The organism is Streptococcus sp. 4886 (assembly GCF_013276485.1).
Taxonomy (GTDB): domain Bacteria; phylum Bacillota; class Bacilli; order Lactobacillales; family Streptococcaceae; genus Streptococcus.
The window spans coordinates 104,296-125,487 of sequence record NZ_VMLD01000009.1 but is presented as its reverse complement, the minus strand read 5'-3'; the positions used below and the strand labels follow the sequence as shown (position 1 = coordinate 125,487).

Here is a 21,192-nt window from a genome sequence, read left to right as displayed (position 1 = left end):
AACGAAAATACTCAAAAACGCCTGCTTACGAAGTTGTTCTTAAGAAAAAAACAATTTCGTAAACAAGCGTCTACTATCCCAACTTATGATGAGTGTTCCCGCTAGGACCGAAATCCTAGCGGTAGACCAGAGCTAGACTAAGAGCACAAGACTCCATCATCATAACACTCAACAAAATTGATGATTTATACTAATTCGATGATCGCCATTGGCGCTGCATCACCACGACGTGGTTCAGTTTTAAGGATACGAGTGTATCCACCGTTACGTTCAGCATAACGAGGTGCGATTTCTGAGAACAATTTTTGAAGTGCTGTAGTAGAAGTGTACTTATCAGTTGCTTCATCATAGTTTTCAGATGCGATTTCATTACGTACGAAAGCAGCTGCTTGACGACGTGCATGCAAATCACCACGTTTACCTAGAGTAATCATTTTTTCAACAGTTTTACGGATTTCTTTAGCACGAGCTTCAGTTGTCACGATTGATTCGTTGATCAAAAGGTCAGTTGTCAAATCGCGAAGCATTGCTTTACGTTGTGAGCTAGTGCGTCCTAGTTTACGGTAAGCCATGTATTCCTCCTTTATTTATCTTTTAATCCAAGACCCAAATCAATGAGTTTGAGTTTCACTTCTTCCAAACTCTTGCGTCCAAGATTTCGTACTTTCATCATCTCTGCTTCAGATTTTTCTGTCAAATCATGCACAGTATTGATACCGGCACGTTTCAAACAGTTGTATGAACGCACAGACAAGTCCAGTTCCTCAATCGTACGATCCAAGATACGGTCGTCAGATTCAGTATCAGCTTCTTTCATCACTTCAGTTGACTTAGCAATCTCAGTAAGATTTGTAAACAAATCAAGATGTTCTGTCAAAATACGTGCTGAAAGCCCTAAAGCATCTTCTGGAATAATTGTTCCATTTGTCAAGATTTCAAGGGTTAATTTGTCAAATCCATCATTGCTACCTACACGAGCAGGTTCCACTTGATAGTTGACTTTTGTAACTGGTGTATAAATAGAATCTACAGCAAGTGTTCCAACTGGTGCATTATCTTTTTTATTTTCATCAGCAGGTACATATCCACGACCACTGTTAACAGTCATAGTCGCTTTTAGAGAAGAACCTTCACCGATTGTAAAGAGATAATGATCTGGATTTACAATTTCAATATCGCTATCTGTCAAAATGTCACCAGCTGTTACTTCAGCAGGACCTTCAACATCCAGTTCGATGATTTTTTCGTCTTCAACGTACGATTTCACTGCAATTCCTTTAATGTTCAGAATGATTTGCATCACGTCTTCACGAACACCTGGAACTGTGTCAAACTCATGTAACACACCATCAATGTTGATAGATGTCACAGCTGCTCCTGGTAGAGAAGCTAGAAGTACACGACGAAGAGAGTTACCAAGAGTTGTACCGTAGCCACGTTCAAGTGGTTCAATTACAAACTTGCCATAATCTTTATTTTCATCAATTTTTGTTATATTTGGTTTTTCAAACTCGATCATTTAGTTACTCCCTCTTAAACGAAAAGCAGTGTAATGCGATGATTATACACGGCGACGTTTTGGAGGACGAGCACCATTGTGTGGCACTGGAGTCACATCACGAATTGCTGTTACTTCAAGACCAGCGGCAGCAAGCGCACGAATAGCTGACTCACGACCAGAACCTGGACCTTTTACAGTAACTTCAACTGATTTAAGACCGTGTTCTTGTGCAGATTTAGCAGCAGCTTCAGAAGCCATTTGAGCAGCGAATGGTGTAGATTTACGAGAACCTTTGAAACCAAGAGCACCAGCTGATGACCAAGCAATTGCATTACCATGCACATCAGTAATCATAACAATAGTGTTATTAAATGTAGCGTGAATATGAGCAATACCAGATTCGATATTCTTTTTCACACGACGTTTACGTGTTGGTTTAGCCAAGACTTTTACCTCCTATATTATTTTTTCTTACCAGCAATCGCAACAGCTTTACCTTTACGAGTGCGAGCGTTGTTTTTAGTGTTTTGTCCACGGACAGGAAGTCCACGACGGTGACGGATACCACGGTATGAACCGATTTCCATCAAACGTTTGATGTTCAAGTTTACTTCACGACGAAGGTCACCTTCAACTTTGATTGCATCCACTTCACGACGGATAGCATCTTCTTGATCTGATGTGAGATCACGTACACGAACATCTTCTGAGATTCCAGCAGCAGCCAAAATTTTCTTAGATGTTGCAAGTCCGATACCATAAACATAAGTCAATGAGATTACTACGCGTTTGTCATTTGGAATGTCAACTCCAGCAATACGAGCCATGTTTTCTCCTTTCTATCTTATCCTTGACGTTGTTTGTGTTTTGGATTTGCTGGGCAAATTACCATAACACGACCATTACGACGAATAACTTTACAGTATTCGCAAATTGGTTTGACCGATGGTCTTACTTTCATTTCTTATCCCTCCAAGTTTTTCGATTATTTAAAGCGGTAAGTGATACGTCCACGTGTCAAGTCATATGGACTCATTTCGACAGTAACACGATCTCCCGCTAAAATACGAATATAGTTTTTACGAATTTTACCAGAAACTGTTGCTAAAATCTGATGTCCATTTTCAAGTTCAACCGTAAACATTGCATTCGGCATTGTATCAACTACTTTGCCTTCAACTTCAATCACATCGTCTTTTGCCACGCAAAAGCACCTCCATAAATTTCGATTCGATGCCTCTAGACACAGAGACAACAATTATAAGTCAGACTATCTCAGTATAACATTTGTAGCGGATTTTTGCAAGTGTGAAAAACGCTTTATTTCAAATTTGTCAATACTTTTTCGATATCTGAGAAGACATCATTGATATCTTGATTACCTTCGATGTCATGAACCAAACCTTTGGCACGGTAGTGAGCAATGATTGGTTCTCCTTGAGCAATATTCACATCCAAACGACGTTTTACTGTCTCAGGCTTATCATCTTCACGTTGGTAGTAATCTTCTTCTTTATAGTCAACTGGTGGATTAAAGACCTTGTGGAAAGTTTCTCCAGTTACGCGGTGGATGATACGGCCACTCAAACGTTCCAAGAGGCTGTCAGGATTCACTTCAATGTTGATGACACCTTCTAGTTCAATGCCAAGTTCAGCCAATGTTTTGTCCAAGGCATGAGCTTGTTCGATTGTACGTGGGTAACCATCCAATAAGAATCCTGTTTCTTTAATATCATCTTGTGAAAGACGTTCTTTTACGATCCCATTTGTAACTTCGTCAGGAACCAATTCACCCTTGTCAATGTATGACTTAGCAAGAACACCCATTTCAGTTTGATTTGCTATTGCAGCGCGGAACATATCACCTGTTGAGATATGTGCAACATGGAATTGTTCTACGATTTTTGCTGCTTGAGTTCCCTTACCTGCACCAGGTAAGCCCATAATCAAAAGATTCATGATCTGATCTCCTTATTTTATTTTTAAATAGAAGCAAAAAATCTTTTCACCCCTATTTAAAAACAAAATAGAAGAGGGGAGACCAAACTCTCACTAATGTTAGAGTTAAACCTCCACTCCCTCAGCATTTACTGATTCATACTCAATGAAAATCAAAGAGCAAACTAGGAAGCTAGCCGCAGGTTGCTCAAAGCACTGCTTTGAGGTTGCAGATAAAGCTGACGTGGTTTGAAGAGATTTTCGAAGAGCATCAGTAAATACTTTTATTCTGTTCTATCCATGAAACCAACATACTTACGTTTCAATAGGTAACCTTCCAATTGCTTGATTCCTTCGATACCAGTAGAGATAATGATCAAGAGACTTGTTCCACCAAAGGCAACAACATCAGAAAGACCAAATACATCTTTAGCTGCAATCGGCAAAATGGAAATCACACCAAGGAAGAGGGAACCAACCGTTGCAAGACGACGAAGAAGTTTAGACATATATTCTTCTGTACCTTTACCAGGACGAACTCCGTGGATATAGGCACCGCTCTTTTGTAGGTTCTCTGCCGCTTTTTCAGGATTAATCTGTACAAACGTATAGAAGAATGTAAAGAGAATAATTAACAAAGCATACATGGCAATACCAGTTGGAGAAGTGGTTGCCAACATCTCTTGTGCTACCCTTACCCAAGCCCAATCATGACCTGTAGCGCTCAAAAACTGAAGAATCGCCGCAGGCGCTGCAGTAATGGAACTTGCAAAGATAACAGGGATAACTCCAGCAGGGTTTACCTTCAATGGAAGGTAAGAGCTGGATGGAGCACCTTGTGCAACCTTAGTATATTGGATTGGAATTTTGTATTCTGCTTGTTGAACATAAGTTGTAAAGTAAATGATCAACAATACAGTAATAATCAAAATGATTACGAAAATGATAGATGAAGTGATACGGCTACTTGGGACGTTCACAAAGTAGTCCACATAGATGCCCTGAATCATCTCTGGAATTGAGGCAACAATCCCGGCAAAGATAATCATAGAAACACCATTTCCGTATCCCTTATCTGTAATTTGCTCACCCAACCAAGTGACAATCATACTACCAGCTGTTAAGATGATACCAATCGTCAGAAAAACTTGTGGAGTTAAAGCAGTTTTAATCAATTGAGCTCCAGCCAAGGTATTAAAACCAGCTGTAATCCCGATAGATTGCACAAAAGCGAGAACTAGAGCAATATAACGAGTAGCTTGATTCAATTTTCTTCGGCCTACTTCCCCTTGTTTTCCCCACTCTACAAACTTGGGTAAAATATCCATTTGCAAGAGTTGGACAACGATAGAAGCAGTGATATAGGGACTAACTCCTAGGGCAAAAATCGAAAAGTTTTTTAGGGCATTCCCCGACACCAAGCTCAACATGTTTAAGAAGGATAATCCACTTAAAGCATTCAAGCTATTGGCATTCACACCAGGAACTGTAATGCTAGTCCCGATACGAAAGACCAAAACGATAAAAATTGTAAATAAAATTTTTGATCGAACTTGCTTGACTTTAAGAGCTTCTCTTAATAATTTAAAAAACATAGGTCACCTCTCTTAGATGACTTCTACTGAACCACCTTTAGCAGTGATAGCTTCTTCAGCTGATTTAGAGAATTTAGCTGCTTTCACAGTCAATTTCTTAGTCAACTCACCGTTACCAAGAATTTTAATGCCTGATTTTTCAGCTTTAACAATTCCTGTTTCGATAAGAACAACTGGAGTAACTTCAGCACCATCGTCAAAGACATTCAATTGGTCAAGGTTCACAATTGCGTATTCTTTAGCGTTGATGTTAGTGAATCCACGTTTTGGAAGACGACGGAACAATGGAGTTTGTCCACCTTCAAAACCAAGGCGAACTCCGCCACCGCTACGAGCTTTTTGACCTTTTTGACCACGACCAGATGTTTTACCGTTACCTGATGAAGTACCACGACCAACGCGGTTACGTACTTTACGAGAACCTTCTGCAGGTTTCAATTCATGAAGTTTCATTTTTATTTTCTCCTCTTTTGTAAAATGCTAGCGCCGATAAGGGAGAAAAGGTTGTCTCCCCCATCAACTCGCCTATACGACGTCATCATAGATGACTATATCTAGTTTTAGGGGATGGTATAGTGCACATCCCCTAAAAATTCATTAGTTTACTTCTTCAACTGTTACCAAGTGAGATACTGCTGTGATCATACCACGGATAGCAGCGTTATCTTCTTTAATAACAGAGCTGTTCAATTTGCCAAGTCCAAGTGCTACAACAGTTTTACGTTGTGATGGAATGCGTCCGATTGGAGACTTAGTCAAAGTAATTTTAATTTGAGCCATTTTATCCCCTTTCTTATGCCAAATCAGAAACTGAAATACCACGAAGGGCAGCAACTTCTTCAGCGCGTTTCAATTGTTTCAAACCTTCAACAGTTGCACGAACAATGTTGATTGGAGTATTAGAACCAAGTGATTTAGATGTAATATCTGCCACACCTGCCAATTCCACAACGGCACGAACTGCACCACCAGCGGCAACCCCAGAACCTTCTACAGCAGGTTTCAACAATACTTTAGCTCCACCGAATTCTGAAAGAACTTCGTGTGGGATTGTTGTTCCAACCATAGGAACTTCGATCAAGTTTTTCTTAGCATCATCTACTGCTTTACGGATTGCTTCTGGAACTTCTTGAGCTTTACCAGTACCAAATCCTACGCGACCGTTGTGGTCACCAACAACAACAAGAGCTGCGAAACGAAGACGACGTCCACCTTTAACAACTTTTGTAACACGGTTGACAGCAACTACGCGTTCTTCTAATTCAACTGCATTGTCTTTAAATGCCATTTTCTAGTGTCCTCCTATTAGAATTTCAATCCGTTTTCACGAGCTGCATCAGCCAAAGCTTTCACACGTCCGTGATATAGATATCCACCGCGGTCGAACACCACTTCTGAAATACCTTTAGCGTTTGCACGTTCTGCAACGAGTTTACCGACAGCAACGGCTTGTTCAGTTTTAGTTCCTTTTGAAACTTCTTTGTCAAGAGTTGAAGCACTTGCGAGCGTTACACCCGCTACGTCATCAATCACTTGAGCGTAGATGCCTGTATTAGAACGGAATACGTTCAAACGTGGGCGATCAGCAGTTCCAGAGAGTTTTCCGCGAACGCGACGGTGGCGTTTTTGGCGGAGTTTGTTTTTATCTGGTTTTGAAATCACAGTTTTCACCTCTTTAGTTTTAAATCGTGTGCTATGCACAAAGTTGGAAAATAGGTTGGTGGTTGAGAATCAACCACTCAACATTATTTACCTGTTTTACCTTCTTTACGGCGAACGAATTCACCAACGTAACGGATACCTTTACCTTTATATGGTTCTGGTGAACGAAGGCTACGTACGTAAGCAGCTGTTTGCCCAACTACTTCTTTTGAAATTCCGCTAACAACGATTGTTGTTGGGTTTGGAAGTTCAAAAGTAATTCCTTCTGGAGCTTCAACTTCGTCTGGATGAGATTTACCAACAGCCAAAACAAGTTTAGATCCTTGAAGTTGTGCACGGTAACCAACCCCGCGCATTTCAAGTTCTTTCTTGAATCCTTCTGATACACCAACAACCATGTTGTTCAAAAGGGCACGAGTAGTTCCGTGGATAGTTTTCATTTCTTTTGAATCGTTTGGACGGTGAAGAGTTACTTCAGTGCCTTCCACACGGATTTCAATATCTTTTGAGAACTCACGAGTAAGTTCTCCTTTAGGTCCTTTTACAGTTACAAGGTTGTCATTGTTAGTGAGTTCAACACCAGCAGGCAACACGATAACTTTATTACCAATACGTGACATGTTTATTTTCTCCTGTTAAATTGTCAGGCCAGAATGGCCAGTTTTCACGGGGTTCAGATACTTATTTAGCTCAAGAGCTGAACTGAACACACTCTAACGAGCTTTGTATCTTGATTTGAGTTCGAGCTAAGAATTTGGTGAAAAAGATAAGTTTGTCTTGGAGCATCGCTCCTGCTACAAACTTCCTATTTTCACTGCATTCTTTTAACGCTCTCACATCATCAATTACCAAACGTAAGCGATAACTTCTCCACCAACATTCTTTTGGCGTGCTTCTTTATCAGTAAGCAAACCTTCAGAAGTTGAAAGGATAGCAATTCCAAGTCCGTTAAGAACTTTTGGAAGGTCTTCACGTTTTTTGTAGACACGAAGTCCTGGTTTAGAAACACGTTTCAAGTTAGTGATAACTTTTTCACCGTTTGGTCCGTATTTAAGGAATACACGGATGATGCCTTGTTTGTCATCTTCGATGATTTCAACGTTTTTTACAAAACCTTCGCGTTTAAGGATTTCAGCAATCCCTTTTTTGATGTTTGATGCAGGTACTTCAAGTACTTCGTGTTTCGCTTGGTTAGCGTTACGAATACGAGTTAGGAAGTCTGCGATTGGGTCAGTCATAACCATTTTGTTTTTCTCCTCTTACTAGTAGTTTGCAAGTTGCACTTGCTAGTTAATACATGATACAAAGAGCGTAACAGCAAGAGCAAAAATAGGCAATTTGATGCAGGAGCGATGCTCCAAAGAAAATTGATCTTTTTTGCCAAAGCTGTAGCGCGTGTTCAAATTGGCAAGTCCAACTGAACCCGGGCTAAACTCTGTGTGAAAAAGATAAACTTTCCTAGAAACTTCAGTTTCTTCGTCAAGTTTCCTATTTTCACTTGGAGTTTTGACGCCCTTGAGATCTTAAATTACCAAGATGCTTTTGTTACACCAGGAATTTGTCCTTTGTAAGCTAATTCACGGAAGCAAACACGGCAAAGTTTAAATTTGCGGTAAACTGAATGTGGACGACCACATTTTTCACAACGAGTATAAGCTTGAGTAGAGAACTTCGCTGGACGTTTGTTCTTAGCAATCATTGATTTTTTAGCCATTAGATTTACCTCCTATATTATTTTGCAAAAGGCATTCCAAGGCCTGTAAGCAATGCACGTGACTCTTCGTCAGTGTTAGCAGTTGTTACGATAACGATGTCAAGACCACGAGTTTTGTCAACGTCATCGAAGTTGATTTCTGGGAAGATCAATTGTTCTTTCACACCAAGTGTGTAGTTTCCGCGTCCATCAAATGATTTTGTTGGAACACCGTGGAAGTCACGTACACGTGGAAGTGAAACTGAAACCAATTTATCCAAGAATTCGTACATACGTTCACCACGAAGGGTAACTTTTGCACCGATCGCAACACCTTCACGAAGACGGAAGCCGGCGATTGATTTTTTAGCTTTAGTGATAAGTGGTTTTTGACCTGAGATAAGTGCCAATTCTTCAGCAGCTTTTTCAAGGCTTTTAGCGTTTGATACAGCTTCACCAACACCCATGTTCAAAACGATCTTATCTACTTTAGGCACAGCCATCACTGATGAGTAGTTGAATTGTTCTGTCAAAGCAGGAACTACTTCATTAAGATATTTTTCTTTTAAACGATTTGCCATTATACTTCTCCTTTCCTTCGTGATTAATCAAGCACTTCGCCTGATTTTTTGTTGTAGCGAACTTTTTTACCGTCTACAAATTTGTAACCAACACGACCAGCTACACCATTTTTGTCCAATACTTGAACGTTTGATACGTGGATAGCTGCTTCTTTCTCGATGATACCACCTTGAGGAAGTTCGTTAGTTGGACGTTGGTGTTTCTTAACGATGTTAACACCTTCAACGATAACTTTGTTTACTTTTGGAAGGGCAGTAAGGACAACAGCTTCTGTTCCCTTATCTTTACCAGCGATTACGCGAACTTTGTCGCCTTTTTTTACAAACATTAGGTTTCTCCTTGATTTTTCTTACGCCCATAAGGGCACCCTGGAGGTAAATCCAGGGGACTAGTTTGTTTCTAAAAATTAAAGTACTTCTGGAGCAAGTGACACGATCTTCATGAAGCCACCTTCACGCAATTCACGTGCAACTGGACCAAAGATACGTGTTCCGCGAGGAGTTTTGTCTTCACGGATGATAACTGCTGCGTTTTCGTCAAATTTGATGTATGAACCATCAGCACGACGAGCACCTGATTTAGTACGAACGATAACTGCTTTAACAACGTCACCTTTTTTAACCGCACCACCAGGAGTAGCTTGTTTTACAGATGCCACGATAACATCACCGATGTTTGCAAATTTACGTCCTGAACCACCAAGAACTTTGATAGTCAAGATTTCGCGAGCACCGCTGTTGTCTGCGACTTTCAAACGAGTTTCTGTTTGAATCATTTCAGTTTTCTCCTTTCAGGTTTGATTAGATGATGACCGCTTCTTCAACAACTTCTACAAGACGGAAACGTTTTGTAGCTGAAAGCGGGCGAGTTTCCATGATACGTACGATATCGCCTTCTTTGGCAACATTGTTTTCATCATGAGCTTTGTATTTTTTAGAGTAGTTAATACGTTTACCATAGACTGGGTGGTTACGTTTTGTTTCAACTACAACTGTGATTGTCTTGTCCATTTTGTCAGATACAACACGTCCAACAAGAACTTTACGATTATTGCGTTCCATTGAAATTTCTCCTTCCCTAGTCTATTATTTCGCTTCAGATTGAACTGTTTTGATACGAGCGATTTGTTTTTTAACTTCTTTCAAGCGAGCTGTTTGTTCCAATTGACCAGTAGCAGCTTGGAAACGAAGTTCAAACAATTCTTTTTTCAATTCGTTTTCGCGCTTCGCGAGTTCTTCTTGAGAAAGACCACGAAGTTCTTTAACAAATTCTTTTACTTCATTAAGTTTCATGCCTTCTCCTTATTCTGCTTCACGTTTTACGAATTTACATTTAACTGGCAATTTGTGGCTAGCAAGACGAAGCGCTTCGCGAGCGATCTCTTCAGATACACCAGCGATTTCGAACATCACTTTACCACGTTTAACTGGTGCTACCCAACCTTCAGGTGCCCCTTTACCAGATCCCATACGCACACCGATAGCTTTAGCAGTGTATGATTTGTGTGGGAAGATTTTAATCCAAACTTTACCACCACGTTTCATGTAACGAGTCATGGCGATACGAGCAGCTTCGATTTGGCGGTTAGTGATCCAGTGGCTAGTTGTAGCTTGAAGACCGTATTCACCGAATGCTACTTCTTTTCCACCTTTTGCTTCACCGCGCATTTTTCCACGGAATTCACGACGGTGTTTAACACGTTTAGGTACTAACATTGGTTATTTACCTCCTTTAGTGTTTTTGCGAGCTGGAAGAACTTCACCACGGTAGATCCATACTTTAACACCAAGTTTACCGTATGTAGTATCTGCTTCTTCCCAAGCGTAATCGATATCTGCACGAAGTGTGTGAAGTGGAACAGTTCCTTCAGAGTATCCTTCAGCACGGGCGATATCTGCACCGTTCAAACGACCTGATACTTGAGTTTTGATTCCTTTAGCTCCAGCACGCATTGCACGTTGGATTGCTTGTTTTTGTGCACGACGGAAAGCAACACGTTGCTCCAATTGACGAGCAATACCTTCACCTACAAGGTGAGCATCCAAATCAGGTTGTTTGATTTCGATGATGTTGATGTGTACTTGTTTTCCAGTCAATTTGTTAAGTTTTGCACGGAGTGCATCAACGTTAGCACCACCTTTACCGATAACCATACCTGGTTTAGCAGTGTGAAGTGAAACGTTAACTTTGTTTACTGCGCGTTCGATTTCGATAGTTGAAACTGCTGCGTCAGCAAGTTCTTTTTGAACGAATTTACGGATTGCAAGATCTTCATGAAGGTAATCCGCGTATTCTTTTTCAGCATACCATTTGGCATCCCAATCACGGATGATGCCGACACGCATACCAATTGGATGTACTTTTTGACCCACGATTTTACCTCCTTATTTTTCTGCAACAGCTACAGTGATGTGAGCTGTACGTTTGTTGATTGGTGAAGCTGAACCTTTCGCACGTGGACGGAAACGTTTCATAGTTGGTCCTTCGTTTGCGAATGCTTCAGATACTACCAAGTTAGCTTTATCCAAACCAAAGTTGTTTTCAGCGTTAGCTACAGCTGAGTTCAAAACTTTCAAGATGATTTCAGCAGCTTTGTTTGGAGTGAATGTCAAGATTGCGATTGCATCGGCTACGCTTTTACCACGGATGTTATCAAGAACAAGACGTGATTTACGAGGTGAAACACGTACTGTACGAGCCATTGCTTTAGCTGAAGTAATTTCTGCCATTTATGTTCTCCTTATTTTCTACGTGTTTTCTTGTCGTCTGCAGCGTGACCTTTGTAAGTACGAGTTGGTGCAAATTCACCAAGTTTGTGACCTACCATGTCTTCTTGGATGTAAACAGGTACGTGTTTACGTCCGTCATAAACTGCAATAGTGTATCCAATGAAACTTGGGAAGATCGTTGAACGACGTGACCAAGTTTTAATAACTTTTTTCTTTTCGTCGTTAGCTTGAGCTTCAACTTTTTTCATCAAATGCTCATCGACGAAAGGTCCTTTTTTAAGACTGCGTCCCATTTTTATATTTTCTCCTTTAAATGTTGTACCACAGCGGCTTGCGCTCCTATGGAGCGCTACCGAGCTGGCGGATTTACTAGTTGCTTAAGCGACTAGTTTAATATTATTTCTCGTTGCGACGACGAACGATAAGTTTGTCAGATTTCGCTTTCTTGTTACGAGTTTTAAGACCAAGAGCAGGTTTGCCCCATGGAGTAGATGGTGCTTTACGACCAACTGGTGCTTTACCTTCACCACCACCGTGTGGGTGGTCGTTAGGGTTCATTACAGAACCACGAACTGTTGGGCGGATACCTTTCCAACGGCTACGTCCTGCTTTACCAAGGTTTACAAGTCCATGTTGTTCGTTTCCGACAACACCAACTGTAGCACGGCAAGTTCCAAGAATCATACGAACTTCACCTGATTGAAGACGAACAAGAACGTATTTGCCTTCAGAACCCAATACTTGAGCAGATGCACCAGCAGCACGTACCAATTCACCACCACGACCTGGTTTCAACTCGATGTTGTGGATCAAAGTACCAACTGGAATGTTAGCAAGTGGAAGAGCGTTTCCGACTTTGATATCTGCTTCTGGACCTGAAACGATACGTTGACCTACTTCAAGACCTTTTGGAGCGATGATGTATGCTTTCACACCGTCAGTGTAGTGTACAAGAGCGATGTTTGCAGAACGGTTTGGATCGTACTCGATTGTTTTAACAACTGCTTCAACGTTGTCTTTGTTACGTTTGAAGTCAACCAAACGGTAGAAACGTTTGTGTCCACCACCTTGGTGACGAACTGTGATACGACCGTTGTTGTTACGACCAGCCTTGCTCTTCAAAGCAACAAGCAATGATTTTTCAGGAGTGCTTGTTGTGATTTCAGCGAAATCCAAAGAAGTCATATTACGGCGACCGTTTGTTGTTGGTTTATAAACACGAATTCCCACGATATTTCCTCCTTAGATTATTCAGCTTCAGCAGCAAACAACTCGATTGCTTTTGAATCAGCTGTAAGTGTGATGATAGCTTTTTTAGTTTTGTTAGTAAAACCAGTGTAACGTCCAACACGTTTAGCTTTTGGTTTTACGTTGATTGTGTTAACATTGGCAACTTTAACACCTTCGAAAGCAGCTTCAACAGCTTGCTTGATCAAAAGTTTGTGTGCACGAGTGTCAACTTCAAATACATATTTTCCTGCTTCAAGTTGAGCCATTGAGCTTTCAGTGATGACAGGTTTTTTGATAACATCATACAAATTCATTATGCAAGAACCTCCTCGATTTTAGAGATAGCTGCTTGTGTGACAAGAAGTTTGTCGCTATTTGCGATGTCAAGAACACTTGCAGTTGTAGCAGTTGCAACTTTCACGTTTGGAAGGTTACGAGCTGAAAGAGCTGCGAATTCATTTCCTTCTTCAAGGATAACAAGAACTTTAGAATCGATGCTCAATGCTGCAAGAACTTTTGCAAATTCAGCAGTTTTTGGAGCTGTAAATTCAAGAGAATCAACGGCTACAAATTTGTTTTCAGCAACTTTTTCAGAGTAAACTGATTTAAGAGCTAGGCGACGAACTTTTTGTGGAAGTTTGTAGCCGTATGAACGTGGAGTTGGCCCGAAGACAACACCACCACCACGCCATTGTGGTGAGCGGATAGAACCTTGACGAGCACGTCCAGTTCCTTTTTGACGCCATGGTTTGCGTCCACCACCTGATACTGCAGAGCGGTTTTTAACAGCGTGTGTTCCTTGACGAAGGCTTGCGCGTTGGCTGATGATCACATCAAACACAACTGATTCATTTGGTTCAATACCAAATACTGCATCGTTAAGAACAACTTGGCCAGCTTCTTTACCAGTTTGGTCAAATAATGTTACGTTTGCCATTGTGACTGATTTCCCCTTTCTTTATTATTTACCAGCTTTAACTGCTGATTTGATAGTGATAAGAGATTTCTTAGCACCTGGTACGTTACCTTTAATAAGGATAACGTTCTTTTCTGGAACAACTTGTACCACTTCAAGGTTTTGAATTGTTACGCGGTCGCCACCCATACGTCCTGCAAGGTTTTTACCTTTGAATACGCGGTTAGGTGCAACAGGCCCCATAGAACCTGGACGACGGTGGTAACGAGAACCGTGAGCCATTGGTCCACGTGATTGTCCGTGGCGTTTGATAACACCTTGGAAACCTTTACCTTTAGAAGTACCAGTTACGTCAACAACGTCTCCAGCTGCGAATGTTTCAACTGTGATTTCAGCACCAACTTCCAAGCCTTCAACGTTTTTGAATTCACGAATGAAGCGCTTAGGAGCCGTGTTAGCTTTCGCTACATGTCCTTTAGCAGGTTTGTTGCTCAATACTTCGCGTTTGTCATCGAAACCAACTTGGATAGCGTTGTATCCGTCTGTTTCAACAGTTTTAACTTGAAGAACAACGTTTGGAGTTGCTTCAATAACTGTTACAGGGATCAATTCGCCAGCTTCAGTGAAGATTTGAGTCATTCCCACTTTTTTCCCTAAGATTCCTTTTGTCATGAGAAAATAGTTCCTTTTCTATATTTTTTATTCAAAAAGTTTTTAACGAGCGTTTTTTATGCTCAGGTCTAAGATACAAAGGGCGTCAAACTCAAAGTGAAAATAGGAAACTGACGCAGTGTCTAGCAGACACTAGGAAGTTTATCTTTTTCACACCGAGTTTAGCCTGTGTTCAATTAGATTGAAACACTAGCCTCTGCTCTTTTATATTTTAGATTAAAGTTTGATTTCTACGTTTACACCACTTGGAAGATCCAATTTCATCAAAGCATCAACTGTTTTTTGAGTTGGGTTAACGATATCGATCAAACGTTTGTGTGTACGCATTTCAAATTGTTCGCGAGAGTCTTTGTATTTGTGAGTCGCACGAATAATTGTGTAGAGGCTACGTTCAGTTGGAAGTGGGATTGGACCTGCAACTTGTGCACCTGTACGAGTAGCTGATTCTACGATTTTTGCAGCCGCTGTGTCAAGCGTACGGTGTTCGTAAGCTTTCAAACGGATACGGATTTTTTTGTTTGCCATCTTTTTCTCCTTTTCGTCTATTTAAGATAATAGGCTAGCTCCACAAGAAAACCGACGCGGTGTTGCGTGGCAATGCAACCGAGCGTGTCGCAACCTCTTGCATCAAAGCTAAAGCTGTAATTTACAGCACCATAATAGAATAACACAAAGCCCCTGCGATTGCAAGGGATTTGTTGCTGTTTTTTCGTTTTTTTACGATGAAACTGTTTTCCTATTTTTTCTTTTTAAAATTAGGGATTTTCTTCTATATAAACCGACTCCTCTTGACCTCAAATTTATCTTCTGATTGTTTCACTAGAATGTCCGCCTCTAACTCGGTTTCTTTATAGTAGTGTAGATATTGCTCCCGTCTCATCTGATGGCTAACCAATATAAAGGATGCATCGCGATTTCTCACTGTCGTATCTCGATCTAGACGCCTTTTTAATTCGGTCTCCTCATCCGTGTAGAAACAGATGGTTTTGTCAAAGAGTTCCTTTGGCAGAAAGCCAACAGACATCCCTTCGACAATCAGAATTGGCTTTGCTCCAGACAAGACCTCACTAGCCTTCCAAGGTTCTTCAATTGTTAAGACATCCATACCTGCCTGCAATGCGTGAATATCTCTCCGCAAACTCGCCAGTTCATGCGCCACTGGCAGACAGGCTGTCACCTTTTGATTTGGCGCGTCCTTTGGTACAACCAGATGGCGTCCTGAGGTTATATAAGGATCTGTTTCTAGCAAATTTACTGTAGTAGAATCTAAAGCTTGGTACAATTCCTGTGCAAAGGTTGATTTACCTGAAGCTCCATGACCATATATACCCAGTGTCCTGACTTTTCCCGTTTCGATCTCTGAGACTAGTTGGTCTACTAAGTCTTTTCTCTTCATTCTCTCTTCGCCTGTTCATAGCTTTCTTTTCCGTCATTAAGTTTGTCCCAAATCACTACTTGCCCACTTTTGAGGGATTTTTGCACATCGATAATTCTTTGGTTTGAAGATCCGCGGAACTGAAGCATAAGATTTCTCTTAGTTCGATCGTATCGTCCATCTACAAGGATGTCAATTAGCGATAAGAGTTCCAGTTTGTCTGGAGTCTCCAGCATCATTTCTTCCCAAGTGTAGCCCGTCCAGGACCAGATGTCCTTGTCTGGCAATTCCTTCCGAATGCGCTTAACGAGTGGCAAGAGAATCCCAGTATTGAGAAAGGGCTCCCCTCCCAGCAAGGTCAATCCTTGAACATAGGGCTGGGCAAGATCTGCCATGATTTGCTCTTCTAATTCTGCTGTGTAGGGAATTCCTGCATTGAAAGACCAAGTCGCAACATTATAACATCCCTCGCAGTGAAACATGCAACCTGATACATAGAGAGAGTTACGCACACCTTCTCCATCTACAAAGTTAAAGGCCTTGTAGTCGATGATACGCCCTTGACTGAGTTCCTCGCTTTTCCATTCTTGTGGTTTTGGATTATTCATTCGCTACCTCTATCCAATAACGCTCAACTCCATTACAAATATCTTCAAGAATTCCTCCATTTGCTAGAATAACTGCTCTGCTAGCAGAGTTATTCACGCTACAGGTCACAAGAGTTCTCTTGATGTTCTTTTCCTTAGCAACTTGCAAGCCCTGACGGAGAGTTTCCTTAGCATAACCCTTGCCTCTTTCAGATGGACGAATGGAGTAGCCAATGTGGCCAGCATAATTCAGTAAACCCTCATCCAGTCTCAATCGCAGATTCAAAAATCCTAGAGCACGACCTACATCATCAAATGATACAAATTGAATAGAAGGAACACGATTTTCAGGCAAGTTCATTCCCATCTCTTTTTGCATATTTGTTTCCAACCACTCTTCGTACACAAAGTTCTCTGTATCCCAAAATCCTCCATCATGGGCTGATTGGCTCTTTTCAAACTCTGCCATCATCTCTAAAACTGTTTCTTTATCTGCTAATCTTGGTCTGCGTAGTTCCATCCTTACCTCCCACTATGAGAAAAGCGAGAGCTGACTCTCACTTTTATTTTTTCTTGTTCTTGTTTAAAAATTGTTCTTTGAGGTTGAGCAAGCGTTCTTTCTTACCAGCTCCACCTTTAGAGTGTTTCTCGTGATAACGGGTCACTTGTGCGCGACCCTTATCGTCTAATTGATATTTTCCCATTTCATTTCTTTCTAATTTGTTACTTGATGCCCAGCTATTTTAATCGTTGAGCCATTCATATGTTTGACACGCGCTGCGATTTCCTTGTGACGGCCGTTGACCATGGGTCTCGCTTGAGGATTACCTAAATAGCCACAAGTCCGTTTAACAACGTCTACTGTTTTAGGGTCGCTATTGCCACAGTTTGGACAAGCAAATCCTCTCTCAGTTGGTTCAAAATCCCCTTCAAAGTCACACTTGTAGCAACGGTCTATTGGAGTATTGGTTCCAAGATAACCCACACGGTCATAAGCATAATCCCAGACAGCTTCCAAGGCTTTAGGATTTTGCTGGAGGACTGGATACTCACAATAATGGATGAAACCACCTGACGCACCCGCTTCTGGATAGACTTTCTCAAAGTCCAATTTTTCAAACGGTGTTGGATTTTTACGAACATCGTAGTGGAAAGAGTTGGTGTAGTATTCCTTGTCTGTGATATCAGGAATAGAGCCAAACTTGTCTGTATCTAATCGACAGAAACGGTCTGTCAAGCTTTCGGACGGTGTTGAGTAGATAGAGAAATGATAACCATATTGGTCTGACCACTCTTCTACACGGCGTTTCATATCTCGAATGATGTCTAGCGTGAATTCCTTGGCTTCTGGATTGTGTTCCCAGCTATTTCCAAAGAAAACTGTCGCTACTTCATACAAGCCGATATAGCCCAGCGAAACTGTCGCACGACGATTCTTAAAGAGCTGGTCAACACTCTCTTCTTTACCTAGACGATGGCCAAAAGCACCGTACTGATAAAGAATAGGAGCATTTGCCGGTGTCGCTTCCTTGGTTCGTTCGACACGGTAAACCAGAGCATCCTCAGCGATATTCATCCGCTCGTTGAAGATTTCCCAGAACTTATTCATGTCGCCCTCAGACTCAAGAGCAATACGAGGCAGGTTAACTGTCACAACGCCTAGATTCATCCGACCCGAATTGACTTCTACACCATTCTCATCTTTCCATCCTTGAAGGAAAGAACGGCAGCCCATAGGAACTTTGAAAGAACCTGTCAAGTCAACAATCTTATCATAGGATAAGACATCCGGATACATCCGTTTAGTTGCACACTCGAGGGCCAACTGTTTGATGTCGTAGTTAGGCGAACCTTCCTCTAAATTGAGGCCTCTTTTAAGCGTAAAGATGAGTTTAGGGAAGATAGCTGTGCGGTGTTCCGAACCAAGTCCCTTGATACGAATGTTTAAAATTGCCGTTTGAATTTCACGCTCAAAACGATTGGTTCCTAGACCAAAACCTAGCGAGGTAAAAGGTGTTTGTCCATTTGAAGTGAAGAGGGTGTTGATTTCATACTCGAGAGATTGCATGGCATCATAGATGTCCTTTTGCGTTTTCTTCCAGGCATAATCTTCTCGTTTTTCAGGCAAAACCCATTCTTCTGCATCTTTGAGGTGTTTTTGGTAGTTCTTCTCTGCATAAGGCGCCAAAACTTCATCGATACGGTCAGCTGAACAGCCCCCATACTGGCTAGAAGCAACGTTGGCGATGATTTGCGAAATCTGAGCCGTTGCAGTCTGGATAGACTTGGGACTTTCTACCTCTGCATTCCCAATCTTAAAACCATTTTCCAACATCCCCTTGAAATCAATCAAACAGCAGTTGGTCATAGGTGTATAGGGACTGTAGTCCAAATCGTGATAGTGGATATCCCCCTTTTGGTGGGCATTGGCTACGTGCTTAGGAAGCATTTGCAGTCCGATTGACTTTCCAACAATCCCTGCTGTCAAATCACGCTGGGTGTTAAAAACATCGCTATCTTTATTGGCATTTTCATTGACAACTGCCTGGTCTTTGTTGAGCAGCTTATGGATACTAAAATTGATATCCGTCGCTTTCGAGCGCTCAAAATCCCTCTGTGTCCGATAAGTGATATACTCCTCAGCTAGCGCATATTCTTTGGCTTCGAGGAGTTCATGCTCTACGATATTTTGAATTTCGTAAATCTTAACTCCCTGTGGAAAGCGACTATGAATTTCTGTGACAATTCGCTCGGTCAGAGCATTGAGGCGTTTTTCGACCAAGGGTGTCACATCCATAACCTTGTCTGCCGCCTTGTGGAGAACCTTGTCAATCTTGTCCACATCAAATACAACACGTCTCCCATCTCGTTTCTCGACAAAGAGAGTTGGCAAAATTGTAATTTTTTCTTCTAGTGCAATCATATGCATGCTCTTTTCTAAAATGTTCTTTCTAAAAAGTATTATACCACTCTAAAAAGAAAAATCAATATCTTGTGGTAAAAATCATAAAATTTTTAAAAATACACAAGATATTGATTTGGTTATTTGATTTTATAGACTTTAAACTCTGAGTAATCCGTCTTTACTTGTTGGTAATTTTCTTTCAAGATTGTTTCCACTTCAGACCAGACTGCTACCTTATCATTCACCACAATCACCTTGGGTTGTTTTTCTTTCAAGTCATTGAGTAGCTTATTCCGATTTTCCTCAGTTGCTGTATAGTGCAACGGGGACAAAATAGCCGATGGCGACAAGCGATCACTCTTACGATAAAGAGTTGCAGTACCATCCCATGCATAGATAGCATCTTCCGTATTCGTCTCCTCTTTTACCAAATCAGCAAGACGATTACGTTCTTGATAAGGTACCGGATAAAGGACAAACTTCATCAAAAAAGGAACAGACAAAAGATAGACAAGCCCTAAAACTGGCAGATATAGATTTCCTTTGAAGAAACGACTCCATAGACTAACTGGCGTTTCTCTTCGTCTTCGTCTAACACTACGCCCCCTCTGTTGACTCTTAATATTGGTTACCAATAAAAGTAGGAAAACAGGGAAGACGACCATCAAATAAGAAGCGTGCAGAGGCTCTTGTGAAAAGAAAAGCAAAATCAAACCTAAAATTGTCACAAGACTTGCAGGAACCGAAATGACGTATAGTTTAGAGGGTTTGGATTGAAAGAGACCTAAAAAGATACAAACCACAAATCCCAAACCAAGGGACAACAAGCCATAAAAAGCCATATTCTCTAAAATTTTAGAAGTGAAATCAAAGCGAATACTGTCAATAGGATAACGAATACCACTAATGGCATCCCCAAAACTTCCTGTTGCAACACTATAGTAGGCAGTTGGATAAAAGACAAGTGAAAAACCTAAAGCCACTGCAAGAAACTGATAAAACCCATGCGCAAAGCGTCTATGCCCAAGGTTAAAGACCAACAAGCCTAAACTCACTACAGCAATAAACAGGAACGATGACAAGGGAGCAAAGAAAAATCCGCCTGCCAAAGCCAGCCCAATCCGTACAAATCCCTTGTCATGGCTTGGATTGCTTAGGTAAGCCGCAACTAAACTAAAGGCCGCGAATAAGAAAGGAAGCGCTAAAAGAGTCGCATAACCTCCACCAAAAGCAAGACCTGTAACTAGCATGTAAAAAATAGTCACCACTTGTCCAGCCTGGTCTCCTTGCTCTGTCAAGGTGTCTGCCGATTGAAAGAGGAAAAATCCTCCTGCTACCAAGGCTAACCACTCAAAAATGGCAAAGAAAAATCCGCCCTGGGTCACATAAGTCAGCAAATAATAAAGCAAACCTTGACTTCCATAATAGTCGCTGTAAATTTTCCCTGTCTGATGAAGCGCCCAACCTGTATAAAAATCCTGCACTTCTTGTGCACTCATTAAATCGAGTAATAGCGGTACTCCTAGAGTTATCCCCGTTACAAGCGTACTCCATAGTAAAATTTTTACCAAAGGAAGACGACTTGATTCACGATGATGCGATTCTTGTTCGATTTGGTATTCTAGAGGTTCACGATTCTCCTGATGAACTTCTTCTACTCTACCATACACACTCATATCGTTTCTCCTATTCAATTTATCTGTCTTAGTATATCAAAAAGTCCTAGGATTGTCAGCTTGCGATGGCTGTTTGAGTGATTTTTTGCATAGTTTCACAAAGGTTTCAATTTCCCGAAAGCGGTGTAAAT

35 protein-coding genes are annotated in these 21,192 nt (G+C 41.2%); all 35 read right to left on the bottom strand.

Going from position 1 to position 21,192, the window contains the following annotated elements; translation table 11 throughout:
- Positions 1–185: 185 nt before the first annotated feature.
- The 35 genes from rplQ to HT679_RS04845 all read right to left on the bottom strand — a co-directional run bounded on the left by rplQ (position 186) and on the right by HT679_RS04845 (position 21,061).
- Positions 186–572, bottom strand: a complete 387-nt coding sequence (rplQ, locus tag HT679_RS05015) for a 50S ribosomal protein L17 (RefSeq protein ID WP_000331493.1) — start codon at positions 570–572, stop codon at positions 186–188.
- Positions 573–583: 11 nt separating this feature from the next.
- Complete coding sequence (locus HT679_RS05010; protein WP_000568988.1) at positions 584–1,519, bottom strand: DNA-directed RNA polymerase subunit alpha; 936 nt, start codon at positions 1,517–1,519, stop codon at positions 584–586.
- Positions 1,520–1,561: 42 nt separating this feature from the next.
- On the bottom strand, positions 1,562–1,945 hold the full coding sequence (gene rpsK / locus HT679_RS05005; protein ID WP_001118385.1) for a 30S ribosomal protein S11: 384 nt from the start codon (positions 1,943–1,945) through the stop codon (positions 1,562–1,564).
- A 17-nt stretch (positions 1,946–1,962) separates the two neighbouring features.
- Positions 1,963–2,328 (bottom strand): 30S ribosomal protein S13, encoded by a 366-nt coding sequence (gene rpsM / locus HT679_RS05000; RefSeq protein WP_000090781.1) that lies wholly within the window; start codon positions 2,326–2,328, stop codon positions 1,963–1,965.
- Positions 2,329–2,345: 17 nt separating this feature from the next.
- Positions 2,346–2,462, bottom strand: a complete 117-nt coding sequence (gene rpmJ, locus HT679_RS04995; protein ID WP_001808836.1) for a 50S ribosomal protein L36 — start codon at positions 2,460–2,462, stop codon at positions 2,346–2,348.
- Positions 2,463–2,486: 24 nt separating this feature from the next.
- Positions 2,487–2,705, bottom strand: a complete 219-nt coding sequence (gene infA / locus HT679_RS04990; RefSeq protein ID WP_001029883.1) for a translation initiation factor IF-1 — start codon at positions 2,703–2,705, stop codon at positions 2,487–2,489.
- A gap of 116 nt (positions 2,706–2,821) precedes the next feature.
- Entirely contained in the window at positions 2,822–3,460 is a 639-nt protein-coding gene (locus HT679_RS04985; protein WP_023932501.1) for an adenylate kinase, read from the bottom strand.
- 263 nt (positions 3,461–3,723) lie between these two features.
- Positions 3,724–5,034: a preprotein translocase subunit SecY gene (secY, locus tag HT679_RS04980; RefSeq protein ID WP_049511466.1), complete on the bottom strand. Its 1,311-nt coding sequence runs from the start codon at positions 5,032–5,034 to the stop codon at positions 3,724–3,726.
- A gap of 12 nt (positions 5,035–5,046) precedes the next feature.
- A complete protein-coding gene (gene rplO, locus HT679_RS04975) occupies positions 5,047–5,487 on the bottom strand; it encodes a 50S ribosomal protein L15 (protein WP_050390701.1) in 441 nt (146 codons plus the stop codon).
- A gap of 144 nt (positions 5,488–5,631) precedes the next feature.
- Positions 5,632–5,814, bottom strand: a complete 183-nt coding sequence (rpmD, locus tag HT679_RS04970; RefSeq protein WP_000057241.1) for a 50S ribosomal protein L30 — start codon at positions 5,812–5,814, stop codon at positions 5,632–5,634.
- 13 nt (positions 5,815–5,827) lie between these two features.
- Positions 5,828–6,322 (bottom strand): 30S ribosomal protein S5, encoded by a 495-nt coding sequence (rpsE, locus tag HT679_RS04965; RefSeq protein ID WP_000874202.1) that lies wholly within the window; start codon positions 6,320–6,322, stop codon positions 5,828–5,830.
- Positions 6,323–6,339: 17 nt separating this feature from the next.
- A complete protein-coding gene (rplR, locus tag HT679_RS04960) occupies positions 6,340–6,696 on the bottom strand; it encodes a 50S ribosomal protein L18 (RefSeq protein WP_000624044.1) in 357 nt (118 codons plus the stop codon).
- Between the two features lie 83 nt (positions 6,697–6,779).
- Positions 6,780–7,316, bottom strand: a complete 537-nt coding sequence (rplF, locus tag HT679_RS04955; protein ID WP_000086635.1) for a 50S ribosomal protein L6 — start codon at positions 7,314–7,316, stop codon at positions 6,780–6,782.
- A gap of 225 nt (positions 7,317–7,541) precedes the next feature.
- On the bottom strand, positions 7,542–7,940 hold the full coding sequence (gene rpsH / locus HT679_RS04950; RefSeq protein WP_000245504.1) for a 30S ribosomal protein S8: 399 nt from the start codon (positions 7,938–7,940) through the stop codon (positions 7,542–7,544).
- Between the two features lie 284 nt (positions 7,941–8,224).
- Positions 8,225–8,410: a type Z 30S ribosomal protein S14 gene (locus HT679_RS04945; protein WP_001085697.1), complete on the bottom strand. Its 186-nt coding sequence runs from the start codon at positions 8,408–8,410 to the stop codon at positions 8,225–8,227.
- A gap of 17 nt (positions 8,411–8,427) precedes the next feature.
- The gene (gene rplE, locus HT679_RS04940) at positions 8,428–8,970 is read right to left on the bottom strand and encodes a 50S ribosomal protein L5 (RefSeq protein ID WP_000013542.1); all 543 of its coding nucleotides are present in this window, start codon (positions 8,968–8,970) and stop codon (positions 8,428–8,430) included.
- Between the two features lie 23 nt (positions 8,971–8,993).
- Positions 8,994–9,299 (bottom strand): 50S ribosomal protein L24, encoded by a 306-nt coding sequence (gene rplX, locus HT679_RS04935; protein WP_000497691.1) that lies wholly within the window; start codon positions 9,297–9,299, stop codon positions 8,994–8,996.
- 78 nt (positions 9,300–9,377) lie between these two features.
- The gene (gene rplN / locus HT679_RS04930; protein ID WP_000616545.1) at positions 9,378–9,746 is read right to left on the bottom strand and encodes a 50S ribosomal protein L14; all 369 of its coding nucleotides are present in this window, start codon (positions 9,744–9,746) and stop codon (positions 9,378–9,380) included.
- A gap of 25 nt (positions 9,747–9,771) precedes the next feature.
- Positions 9,772–10,032 (bottom strand): 30S ribosomal protein S17, encoded by a 261-nt coding sequence (rpsQ, locus tag HT679_RS04925; RefSeq protein WP_000440801.1) that lies wholly within the window; start codon positions 10,030–10,032, stop codon positions 9,772–9,774.
- A 24-nt stretch (positions 10,033–10,056) separates the two neighbouring features.
- Entirely contained in the window at positions 10,057–10,263 is a 207-nt protein-coding gene (gene rpmC / locus HT679_RS04920; protein WP_000772918.1) for a 50S ribosomal protein L29, read from the bottom strand.
- A 9-nt stretch (positions 10,264–10,272) separates the two neighbouring features.
- Positions 10,273–10,686, bottom strand: a complete 414-nt coding sequence (gene rplP, locus HT679_RS04915; RefSeq protein ID WP_000960946.1) for a 50S ribosomal protein L16 — start codon at positions 10,684–10,686, stop codon at positions 10,273–10,275.
- Between the two features lie 3 nt (positions 10,687–10,689).
- Positions 10,690–11,343: a 30S ribosomal protein S3 gene (gene rpsC / locus HT679_RS04910; RefSeq protein ID WP_000529936.1), complete on the bottom strand. Its 654-nt coding sequence runs from the start codon at positions 11,341–11,343 to the stop codon at positions 10,690–10,692.
- Between the two features lie 12 nt (positions 11,344–11,355).
- Positions 11,356–11,700 (bottom strand): 50S ribosomal protein L22, encoded by a 345-nt coding sequence (gene rplV, locus HT679_RS04905; protein ID WP_000818137.1) that lies wholly within the window; start codon positions 11,698–11,700, stop codon positions 11,356–11,358.
- Between the two features lie 11 nt (positions 11,701–11,711).
- A complete protein-coding gene (gene rpsS / locus HT679_RS04900; protein ID WP_000533766.1) occupies positions 11,712–11,993 on the bottom strand; it encodes a 30S ribosomal protein S19 in 282 nt (93 codons plus the stop codon).
- A 103-nt stretch (positions 11,994–12,096) separates the two neighbouring features.
- The gene (gene rplB / locus HT679_RS04895; protein WP_000512911.1) at positions 12,097–12,930 is read right to left on the bottom strand and encodes a 50S ribosomal protein L2; all 834 of its coding nucleotides are present in this window, start codon (positions 12,928–12,930) and stop codon (positions 12,097–12,099) included.
- Positions 12,931–12,947: 17 nt separating this feature from the next.
- A complete protein-coding gene (locus tag HT679_RS04890) occupies positions 12,948–13,244 on the bottom strand; it encodes a 50S ribosomal protein L23 (RefSeq protein WP_001055347.1) in 297 nt (98 codons plus the stop codon).
- Positions 13,244–13,867, bottom strand: coding sequence for a 50S ribosomal protein L4 (rplD, locus tag HT679_RS04885; protein ID WP_000024539.1), 624 nt, complete (start codon positions 13,865–13,867; stop codon positions 13,244–13,246). Before rplD ends, HT679_RS04890 begins: the two co-directional genes overlap by 1 nt.
- A 24-nt stretch (positions 13,868–13,891) precedes the next feature.
- Positions 13,892–14,518, bottom strand: coding sequence for a 50S ribosomal protein L3 (gene rplC / locus HT679_RS04880; RefSeq protein WP_000160197.1), 627 nt, complete (start codon positions 14,516–14,518; stop codon positions 13,892–13,894).
- A 216-nt stretch (positions 14,519–14,734) separates the two neighbouring features.
- On the bottom strand, positions 14,735–15,043 hold the full coding sequence (gene rpsJ / locus HT679_RS04875; RefSeq protein WP_001284513.1) for a 30S ribosomal protein S10: 309 nt from the start codon (positions 15,041–15,043) through the stop codon (positions 14,735–14,737).
- 244 nt (positions 15,044–15,287) lie between these two features.
- Positions 15,288–15,914 carry a phosphoribulokinase gene (locus HT679_RS04870; RefSeq protein ID WP_173213302.1) on the bottom strand — a complete coding sequence of 209 codons (627 nt, stop codon included), beginning with the start codon at positions 15,912–15,914 and terminating at the stop codon, positions 15,288–15,290.
- Entirely contained in the window at positions 15,911–16,501 is a 591-nt protein-coding gene (gene nrdG / locus HT679_RS04865) for an anaerobic ribonucleoside-triphosphate reductase activating protein (protein ID WP_173213300.1), read from the bottom strand. Before nrdG ends, HT679_RS04870 begins: the two co-directional genes overlap by 4 nt.
- Complete coding sequence (locus HT679_RS04860; RefSeq protein ID WP_173213298.1) at positions 16,494–17,000, bottom strand: GNAT family N-acetyltransferase; 507 nt, start codon at positions 16,998–17,000, stop codon at positions 16,494–16,496. Before HT679_RS04860 ends, nrdG begins: the two co-directional genes overlap by 8 nt.
- A 43-nt stretch (positions 17,001–17,043) precedes the next feature.
- On the bottom strand, positions 17,044–17,184 hold the full coding sequence (locus HT679_RS04855) for a hypothetical protein (RefSeq protein ID WP_000521615.1): 141 nt from the start codon (positions 17,182–17,184) through the stop codon (positions 17,044–17,046).
- Between the two features lie 11 nt (positions 17,185–17,195).
- Entirely contained in the window at positions 17,196–19,403 is a 2,208-nt protein-coding gene (gene nrdD, locus HT679_RS04850) for an anaerobic ribonucleoside-triphosphate reductase (RefSeq protein ID WP_173213296.1), read from the bottom strand.
- 119 nt (positions 19,404–19,522) lie between these two features.
- Complete coding sequence (locus tag HT679_RS04845) at positions 19,523–21,061, bottom strand: damage-inducible protein CinA (RefSeq protein ID WP_173213294.1); 1,539 nt, start codon at positions 21,059–21,061, stop codon at positions 19,523–19,525.
- Positions 21,062–21,192: the final 131 nt, after the last annotated feature.

What these genes read in the sequence shown, in the direction of transcription:
- rplE (WP_000013542.1), bottom strand. Translation starts at nt 8,970, where the DNA reads ATGGCAAATCGTTTAAAAGAAAAATATCTTAATGAAGTAGTTCCTGCT.
- rplF (WP_000086635.1), bottom strand. Translation starts at nt 7,316, where the DNA reads ATGTCACGTATTGGTAATAAAGTTATCGTGTTGCCTGCTGGTGTTGAA.
- rplQ (WP_000331493.1), bottom strand. Translation starts at nt 572, where the DNA reads ATGGCTTACCGTAAACTAGGACGCACTAGCTCACAACGTAAAGCAATG.
- rpmJ (WP_001808836.1), bottom strand. Translation starts at nt 2,462, where the DNA reads ATGAAAGTAAGACCATCGGTCAAACCAATTTGCGAATACTGTAAAGTT.
- rplP (WP_000960946.1), bottom strand. Translation starts at nt 10,686, where the DNA reads ATGTTAGTACCTAAACGTGTTAAACACCGTCGTGAATTCCGTGGAAAA.
- rpmC (WP_000772918.1), bottom strand. Translation starts at nt 10,263, where the DNA reads ATGAAACTTAATGAAGTAAAAGAATTTGTTAAAGAACTTCGTGGTCTT.
- rpsJ (WP_001284513.1), bottom strand. Translation starts at nt 15,043, where the DNA reads ATGGCAAACAAAAAAATCCGTATCCGTTTGAAAGCTTACGAACACCGT.
- HT679_RS04860 (WP_173213298.1), bottom strand. Translation starts at nt 17,000, where the DNA reads ATGGAACTACGCAGACCAAGATTAGCAGATAAAGAAACAGTTTTAGAG.
- rpsH (WP_000245504.1), bottom strand. Translation starts at nt 7,940, where the DNA reads ATGGTTATGACTGACCCAATCGCAGACTTCCTAACTCGTATTCGTAAC.
- nrdD (WP_173213296.1), bottom strand. Translation starts at nt 19,403, where the DNA reads ATGATTGCACTAGAAGAAAAAATTACAATTTTGCCAACTCTCTTTGTC.
- rpsM (WP_000090781.1), bottom strand. Translation starts at nt 2,328, where the DNA reads ATGGCTCGTATTGCTGGAGTTGACATTCCAAATGACAAACGCGTAGTA.
- HT679_RS04985 (WP_023932501.1), bottom strand. Translation starts at nt 3,460, where the DNA reads ATGAATCTTTTGATTATGGGCTTACCTGGTGCAGGTAAGGGAACTCAA.
- rpsQ (WP_000440801.1), bottom strand. Translation starts at nt 10,032, where the DNA reads ATGGAACGCAATAATCGTAAAGTTCTTGTTGGACGTGTTGTATCTGAC.
- rplD (WP_000024539.1), bottom strand. Translation starts at nt 13,867, where the DNA reads ATGGCAAACGTAACATTATTTGACCAAACTGGTAAAGAAGCTGGCCAA.
- rplV (WP_000818137.1), bottom strand. Translation starts at nt 11,700, where the DNA reads ATGGCAGAAATTACTTCAGCTAAAGCAATGGCTCGTACAGTACGTGTT.
- rpmD (WP_000057241.1), bottom strand. Translation starts at nt 5,814, where the DNA reads ATGGCTCAAATTAAAATTACTTTGACTAAGTCTCCAATCGGACGCATT.
- nrdG (WP_173213300.1), bottom strand. Translation starts at nt 16,501, where the DNA reads ATGAATAATCCAAAACCACAAGAATGGAAAAGCGAGGAACTCAGTCAA.
- secY (WP_049511466.1), bottom strand. Translation starts at nt 5,034, where the DNA reads ATGTTTTTTAAATTATTAAGAGAAGCTCTTAAAGTCAAGCAAGTTCGA.
- HT679_RS05010 (WP_000568988.1), bottom strand. Translation starts at nt 1,519, where the DNA reads ATGATCGAGTTTGAAAAACCAAATATAACAAAAATTGATGAAAATAAA.
- HT679_RS04890 (WP_001055347.1), bottom strand. Translation starts at nt 13,244, where the DNA reads ATGAATTTGTATGATGTTATCAAAAAACCTGTCATCACTGAAAGCTCA.
- rpsS (WP_000533766.1), bottom strand. Translation starts at nt 11,993, where the DNA reads ATGGGACGCAGTCTTAAAAAAGGACCTTTCGTCGATGAGCATTTGATG.
- HT679_RS04945 (WP_001085697.1), bottom strand. Translation starts at nt 8,410, where the DNA reads ATGGCTAAAAAATCAATGATTGCTAAGAACAAACGTCCAGCGAAGTTC.
- rplN (WP_000616545.1), bottom strand. Translation starts at nt 9,746, where the DNA reads ATGATTCAAACAGAAACTCGTTTGAAAGTCGCAGACAACAGCGGTGCT.
- rplC (WP_000160197.1), bottom strand. Translation starts at nt 14,518, where the DNA reads ATGACAAAAGGAATCTTAGGGAAAAAAGTGGGAATGACTCAAATCTTC.
- rplX (WP_000497691.1), bottom strand. Translation starts at nt 9,299, where the DNA reads ATGTTTGTAAAAAAAGGCGACAAAGTTCGCGTAATCGCTGGTAAAGAT.
- HT679_RS04855 (WP_000521615.1), bottom strand. Translation starts at nt 17,184, where the DNA reads ATGGGAAAATATCAATTAGACGATAAGGGTCGCGCACAAGTGACCCGT.
- HT679_RS04870 (WP_173213302.1), bottom strand. Translation starts at nt 15,914, where the DNA reads ATGAAGAGAAAAGACTTAGTAGACCAACTAGTCTCAGAGATCGAAACG.
- rpsE (WP_000874202.1), bottom strand. Translation starts at nt 6,322, where the DNA reads ATGGCATTTAAAGACAATGCAGTTGAATTAGAAGAACGCGTAGTTGCT.
- HT679_RS04845 (WP_173213294.1), bottom strand. Translation starts at nt 21,061, where the DNA reads ATGAGTGTGTATGGTAGAGTAGAAGAAGTTCATCAGGAGAATCGTGAA.
- rplO (WP_050390701.1), bottom strand. Translation starts at nt 5,487, where the DNA reads ATGAAACTTCATGAATTGAAACCTGCAGAAGGTTCTCGTAAAGTACGT.